The sequence below is a fragment of the Alphaproteobacteria bacterium genome (assembly GCA_035625915.1).
GTDB lineage: Bacteria > Pseudomonadota > Alphaproteobacteria > JACZXZ01 > JACZXZ01 > DATDHA01.
Window position 1 is genome coordinate 1 of record DASPOR010000033.1, and the last position, 5992, is coordinate 5992.

Sequence of the window (5992 nt, forward strand, 5' to 3'; positions counted from 1 at the left end):
CCACATCCGTCGCCCAGACGGAGAGGAACAGCCATAGGACGGGATTCGCCCCGAAATCCGCTCTCAGCCAGATGAGGGCGATGCTCGGTATGGCGAAATAGAGCACACCCAGCGAAAACCAGGACGGCTCGGGCCGCCGATGGCTGAGTGCTACTTGGTAGATGGCGAGCGCGCCGACGGCGGCGACACCCATTGCTTCAAGCTCCATCCCGAGGCTCGCCGCGACGACAGCCGCCACGACGGCGCCGAGCAGGACCCAGCCGGTTTCGGTAAACTCCCCACCGCACAGCCGCGCCCATTCCCATGCCAGGATCGCACCTCCAATGCCGATCACCGTATGGAAGTAGGGCCAGCCCGCCACGATCGCGCAGACTGCGAGCGGCGCCATGACCAGTGCCGAGAGCGTCCGCAACAGCAAACCGTCGATCGGGCGATCAGCCACGGCTGGTGCCATAGCGGCGCTCACGACCGTTGTATTCGCGAATGGCGTATTCGAAGTCGCTTCTCGCGAAGTCCGGCCAAAGGGTGTCGAGGAAGACGAACTCCGCGTAGGCCGATTGCCAAAGCAGAAAGTTGCTGACCCGCCGCTCCCCGCTCGTGCGGATCACCATGTCGGGATCCGGCGTGTCCGCGGTCCAAAGCGAATGCGAGAAGCGCGCTTCATCGATCTCTGCCGGTGTCAATCGCCCAGCTTGCACCTCGCCCGCGAGATTGCGTGCGGCTTGGACGATATCCTGGCGCCCGCCATAGGAGAGTGCGACCGTGAGTGTGAGCCTGCGATTTTCCTGCGTCAGCGATTCGGCCCCCTCGATCAATTCCACGATGTCGCTCGAGAACCGTGTGCGATCGCCAATGACGCGAACGCGGACGCCGTTTCGGTGAAGTTCGGCGACCTCGGAGCGTAAGTAGAGACGCAGGAGGCCCATGAGATCGTCGACCTCCGAGGCTGGCCGGCGCCAGTTCTCCGATGAAAAGCCGAACAACGTCAGGTAGGACACCCCCAGTGCCACCGCGCTCTTGACCGCTTCGCGCACGGCGTCCGCGCCACGGCGATGGCCGGCCGTGCGCGGAAGTCCCCGCGCCTTGGCCCAGCGGCCATTGCCGTCCATCACGATTGCGACATGGACGGGGGCTCTGGTTGCGTCCGATGTTTTGGTGAGCGGTCCCATGCCGGCCACAGGCCCCTAGACCTGCATGATCTCCTTTTCCTTGCCCGCCAGGGTCTCGTCGATTTTCTTGATGATGCCGTCGGTCAGCTTCTGGATTTCGTCGGACTTCTTGCGATGCTCGTCCTCCGAAATCTTGTGGTCCTTTTCCTGGCGTTTCAGGTGTTCCATGCCGTCGCGCCGCACGTTGCGGACGGCGACGCGCGCTTGCTCGGCGTATTTATGCGCAACCTTGGTAAGTTCCTGGCGACGCTCCTTCGAGAGTTCGGGAATGGGCACACGGACAAGCGTACCTTCGACCTGGGGATTGAGACCGAGCCCGGCATCCCGGATCGCCTTATCCACCGCCGACACAAGTCCCTTGTCCCATACCTGCACGGTAATCAGCCGCGACTCCGGCACGCCCACGGTGCCGACCTGCGCTATGGGCATGACCGAGCCGTAAGCCGGCACCTGGATCGGCTCGAGCAGGTGCGCCGATGCGCGCCCGGTCCGCAACCCGGCGAATTCCTTGCGCAGCACGTCGAGGGCACCGTCCATCCGCCGCTTCAGATCAGGGATCTCGTGTTCGCTCAAGGCGTTCCTCTAAATTTCTCATTTTCCATAGCGTTATATGTCTTATTCGCTAATCAACGTGAACTTCCCGCGGTCCTGCACCACGTCCGCGAACGCGCCCGGATTGTGCAGCGAAAACACCAGGATTGGAATGTGATTTTCGCGTGTTAGAGAGATCGCGGACGCGTCCATTACCTGGAGATCGCGAGAGAGCACTTCAAGATAGGTGAGCCGGTCGTAGCGCACGGCATCCGGCGTCTTCAGCGGGTCGGCGGAATAGACGCCGTCGACTTTCGTCCCCTTGAGAAGCACGTCGCATCCCATCTCCGAAGCCCTGAGGGCCGCCGCTGTGTCGGTCGTGAAAAACGGGTTGCCGGTGCCGGCCGCGAAGATCACGACGCGACCTTTCTCCAGGTGGCGAAGGGCGCGGCGCCGGATATACGGCTCGCACACGCTTTGCATGGGAATGGCGGAAAGAACCCGCGTCGGCACGCCGAGCTTTTCGAGCGCATTCTGCAGGGCGAGCGAATTCATGACCGTCGCCAGCATGCCGATGTAGTCCGCACCCGCTCGTTCCATGCCGGCGACGCTGCCCTGAATGCCGCGGAAGATGTTGCCCCCACCGATGACGATGCAAATCTCGATCCCGATCGCATGAACGGCCTGGATATCCTTGCCGATGGCGTTGACCGTGTCCCAATCGAGACCGTATTCGCGCGGCCCCATCAACGCTTCGCCGGAGATTTTGAGGAGGACTCGGTTGTATCGAGGGACGGCCTTCCGCCGTGGCTCGCTCGGCATGATGCGAAACTGGCCTCATTCTAGCGGGGACTTTGCCGCCCCCTCATGCGGAACGACCGGGTGCGAGCCCCGGCCGCTGTGGCGAGACGGCGCGCCACGGACAGCGCAATATAACGCAAGCCGCTGCGGGCCGCCGCAGCAAAGTCGACCCCACGCCCCACAAGGAGCCAAGCCTCAGCGAACGAGTTCGGCAACCTCGGCCGCGAAGTCGGATTGCTTTTTTTCGATCCCCTCGCCAATGGCGAAACGCACGAACCCCGCGATCTTGAGCGGCGCGCCGAGCGTCTTGCTCGCCCCTTGGACGATTTTGGCGACGCTTGTGCCGGGCTCGACGACGAAATCCTGCTCGAGCAGCACGACTTCCTGATAGAACTTGCGCAGACGCCCTTCGAGCATCTTCTGAACGATCTCCTCGGGCTTGCCGCTTGCCCGCGCCTGGTCGGCGAGCACCGTCTTTTCGCGTTCGACCGCCGCCGGATCGAGCCCAGCGACGTCGAGGGCCTGGGGATTGGCGGCCGCGACGTGCATGGCGATCTGCTTGCCGAGGGGGAGCAGTTTTCCCGCCTCCCCCGGGGATTCGAGGGCGACGAGCACGCCGATGCGTCCGAGGCCGGCCGTGGTCTGATTGTGGATATAGCTGGCGACGACCCCCTGCCCGACCTTGAGCGCGTCAGCACGGCGGAGCGAAATATTCTCCCCGATCGTCGCGACAAGATGCGTGATTTCATCCTGGACGGTGCGTCCGCTCTTGAGCTTGGCGGCAAGAATCTTGTCGAGATCGCCGCCGGTCGTGGCGGCCAGCTCGGCTACCTCGGCAACGAACGCCTGGAAGGTGCTGTTGCGGGCGACGAAATCGGTCTCGGCATTGATCTCGACGACGGCACCGGCGTTACCCTTGACCGCCACCCCGACCAGCCCTTCCGAGGCGACGCGGCCTGCCTTTTTGGCGGCTTGCGCCAAGCCCTTCTTGCGCAGCCAATCGACCGCCGCCTCAAGGGCACCCCCGCTCTCCGCCAGCGCCTTCTTGCAATCCATCATGCCAGCGCCGGTCTTTTCACGCAGCTCCTTCACGAGTGCCGCGGTGATCTCCGCCATAACGTCACCTCTTTCTGAAGATATCGGTACAACCTTCTCGTGCTGTAACGCCAACGGTTCGTACCCTTTCCTGTCATGACCCGCGCGCTGGAAGGCCCGGATGCCCGGGTCAAGCCCGGGCATGACGAAAAAAGGAAAGGCGGTTGTCTCTCATCCCCGTCATGGCCGGGCTTGACCCGGCCATCCACGTGCTGCGGACTTCTCCAACCATCAAGCCCGGCCATCCACATGTTTGGGCATCCACTTCCATTCAGCGCGCTGGTTCGTTCGTCATGGCCGCCGCCGGATCAGGCGCCCTTCTCGGCGGGCTCGCCCGCGTCCGCCATCGCGGCCACGGTCGCGGCGTCGGGCGTGGTCTCGCTTACGTCCGCACCCTCTTTCGGCAGCGCCTCGGTCGGGCCTTCCGCCGATTCGCCGATGTCGACTCCCGCCTTCATCAGATTCTCCTGCAGGCCGTCGAGCACGGCACCGGCCACCAGTTCGCAATAGATGCGGATGGCGCGCTGGCTGTCGTCATTGCCGGGGACCGGGAACGTTATGTCGTCCGGGTCCGAGTTGCTGTCGACGATCGCGACGATCGGGATGCCGAGCTTCCGCGATTCCGCGACCGAGATTGCCTCCTTGTTCGTGTCGATGATGAAAAGGAGGTCAGGGAGGCCGCCCATTTCCTTGATGCCGCCGAGGGCGCGCTCGAGCTTGCCGCGCTCGCGCGTGAGGTTCAGGGTCTCCTTCTTGGTGAGGCCGAGATTTTCCTGGTTCAACTGCTCATCGAGGCCGCGCAGGCGCTTGATCGATTGGGAGATCGTCTTCCAATTGGTCAGCATGCCGCCGAGCCAGCGATGGTTGACATAATATTGGCCGCAGCGTTTGGCCTCCTCGGCCACGATGTCGGCGGCTTGACGCTTGGTGCCCACGAAGAGCACGCGCCCGTTGGCCGCCGCCACTGCGCGGACCGTCTCCAATGCGCGATAGAGCATCGGGACCGTCTGCTGCAAGTCGATGATGTGGATGTTGTTTCGCACGCCGAAGATGTAGGGAGCCATCTTCGGGTTCCAGCGCCGCGTCTGGTGGCCGAAATGCACGCCGGCTTCGAGAAGCTGGCGCATGGAGAACGTGGGTATCGCCATGAGTCGTAATCCTTTTCCGGTTAGTCCGCCGCGGGTCATTGAGGCCGGAAACGTGGCCACCGGAGCGAACATCCGGGATTTCTCCCCGGACGGCCGCGACACCCGCGTGTGGGTTTGAGTGGCGCGTAGATAGCGGTTATGCGCCCGGAATGCAAGGGGCTGGGACCGGTCTACGCCTCTTAGCCGGCGCCGGATCGGACTCGACGTTGCTCCATCGATGCGATCCAACCCTGAGTAAGGTCGATGGTTTCTCCGTCGTGGCGACTTGAACTGGACTTCTCCAACCGTCATGCCCGGGCTTGACCCGGGCATCCATGCCTTCATTGCGGTCACGATCGGTCCGTGCGAAATCCATGGAATGAGTGGATGGGTCTACATCGTGACGAACCGGCCGAATGGCACGCTTTACGTTGGTGTCACCAGCGATCTTGCCCGACGCGCATGGGAGCACCGTGAGGGCGTGGCTGACCGTGCCGTTGTTGACGATGCTGCCCGTGTGGGTCTTGCCGTCGTTGAAGACGATCGACGTCGCCATCTGGCCTGCCGCGACCGTCGGGTTGGGGATGGAGGCGGGATTGGTGACGCTGGCCGCGTGGGCGGCGCTACCGACGCCCGCGACGAGGGCGAGGACGGAGCTGGTGGCAAGCAGGCGCTTGCCGAGGGGGGCGCGTGTAGGCATGCGGTGCGTCATCGAACGATCCTTTCTCGATCTCATTTCGCGCGGATTTCTTGGGCGGGGGCCGTGGGAAGGTACGCGATTGAAGGGGTGGTTTGACGTTTCTCTAATTTAGCTCTTTTTTATTTAAGCCCTTGGGTTTGCGTTGTTTTTTCGCGCGGCACCGTGCCGGCCTCGGTGGCCGCTGTCAAGAAGCAAGTTGAATATTTCAGAGATATTCAATCGCAAGGATGCGCACGCGTTGAAAGGCAACGAGGGCGTCGCGGCTCGTCATCCTTCGAGACGGTGCTGCGCACCTCCTCAGGATGAGGATGATAAAAATAATCCTCATGGTGAGGAGCCTCCTGGCGCGCTTCGCGCGCCTTCTTCTGCGTCACGCAAAGAGGCGGCCGCCGGCGCGAGGCGCCTCATCCTTCGAGACGGTGCTGCGCACCTCCTCAGGATGAGGGCTTTAGAAAAATAAATAATCCTCATGGTGAGGAGGCTGCCGGCGCGCTTCGCGCGCCTTCTTCTGCGTCGCGCATAGAGGCGGCCGCTATGGCGGCCGCCGGGCAGCCGTCTCGAACCATGAG

At 63.1% G+C, this 5992-nt stretch carries 7 protein-coding genes and 1 pseudogene; 1 reads left to right on the forward strand and 7 read right to left on the reverse strand.

The genetic code is table 11. From position 1 onward, the window contains the following. The 6 genes from VEJ16_03135 to rpsB form a co-directional block, all read right to left on the reverse strand. The coding region (locus VEJ16_03135) for a phosphatidate cytidylyltransferase (GenBank protein ID HYB08648.1) at positions 1–442 on the reverse strand (442 nt) is incomplete at its 3' end. Then, entirely contained in the window at positions 435–1169 is a 735-nt protein-coding gene (locus VEJ16_03140; protein ID HYB08649.1) for an isoprenyl transferase, read from the reverse strand. The genes VEJ16_03135 and VEJ16_03140, both read right to left, overlap by 8 nt. Before the next feature lie 15 nt (positions 1170–1184). Beyond that, complete coding sequence (gene frr / locus VEJ16_03145; GenBank protein HYB08650.1) at positions 1185–1742, reverse strand: ribosome recycling factor; 558 nt, start codon at positions 1740–1742, stop codon at positions 1185–1187. Between the two features lie 42 nt (positions 1743–1784). Next, positions 1785–2522 (reverse strand): UMP kinase, encoded by a 738-nt coding sequence (pyrH, locus tag VEJ16_03150; protein HYB08651.1) that lies wholly within the window; start codon positions 2520–2522, stop codon positions 1785–1787. Between the two features lie 174 nt (positions 2523–2696). Then, positions 2697–3617 (reverse strand): translation elongation factor Ts, encoded by a 921-nt coding sequence (gene tsf, locus VEJ16_03155; GenBank protein HYB08652.1) that lies wholly within the window; start codon positions 3615–3617, stop codon positions 2697–2699. Between the two features lie 287 nt (positions 3618–3904). Continuing rightward, positions 3905–4744 (reverse strand): 30S ribosomal protein S2, encoded by an 840-nt coding sequence (gene rpsB / locus VEJ16_03160; protein ID HYB08653.1) that lies wholly within the window; start codon positions 4742–4744, stop codon positions 3905–3907. 289 nt (positions 4745–5033) lie between these two features. Between rpsB and VEJ16_03165 the strand changes: the two are divergent. After that, a pseudogene (locus VEJ16_03165) lies at positions 5034–5204 on the forward strand (GIY-YIG nuclease family protein). 424 nt (positions 5205–5628) lie between these two features. On the opposite strand, the gene VEJ16_03170 reads toward VEJ16_03165, so the two are convergent. Beyond that, positions 5629–5751, reverse strand: a complete 123-nt coding sequence (locus VEJ16_03170; GenBank protein ID HYB08654.1) for a hypothetical protein — start codon at positions 5749–5751, stop codon at positions 5629–5631. Positions 5752–5992 lie beyond the last annotated feature (241 nt).

What these genes read in the sequence shown, in the direction of transcription:
- VEJ16_03140 (HYB08649.1), bottom strand. Translation starts at nt 1,169, where the DNA reads ATGGGACCGCTCACCAAAACATCGGACGCAACCAGAGCCCCCGTCCAT.
- VEJ16_03170 (HYB08654.1), bottom strand. Translation starts at nt 5,751, where the DNA reads ATGAGGATTATTTTTATCATCCTCATCCTGAGGAGGTGCGCAGCACCG.
- pyrH (HYB08651.1), bottom strand. Translation starts at nt 2,522, where the DNA reads ATGCCGAGCGAGCCACGGCGGAAGGCCGTCCCTCGATACAACCGAGTC.
- tsf (HYB08652.1), bottom strand. Translation starts at nt 3,617, where the DNA reads ATGGCGGAGATCACCGCGGCACTCGTGAAGGAGCTGCGTGAAAAGACC.
- rpsB (HYB08653.1), bottom strand. Translation starts at nt 4,744, where the DNA reads ATGGCGATACCCACGTTCTCCATGCGCCAGCTTCTCGAAGCCGGCGTG.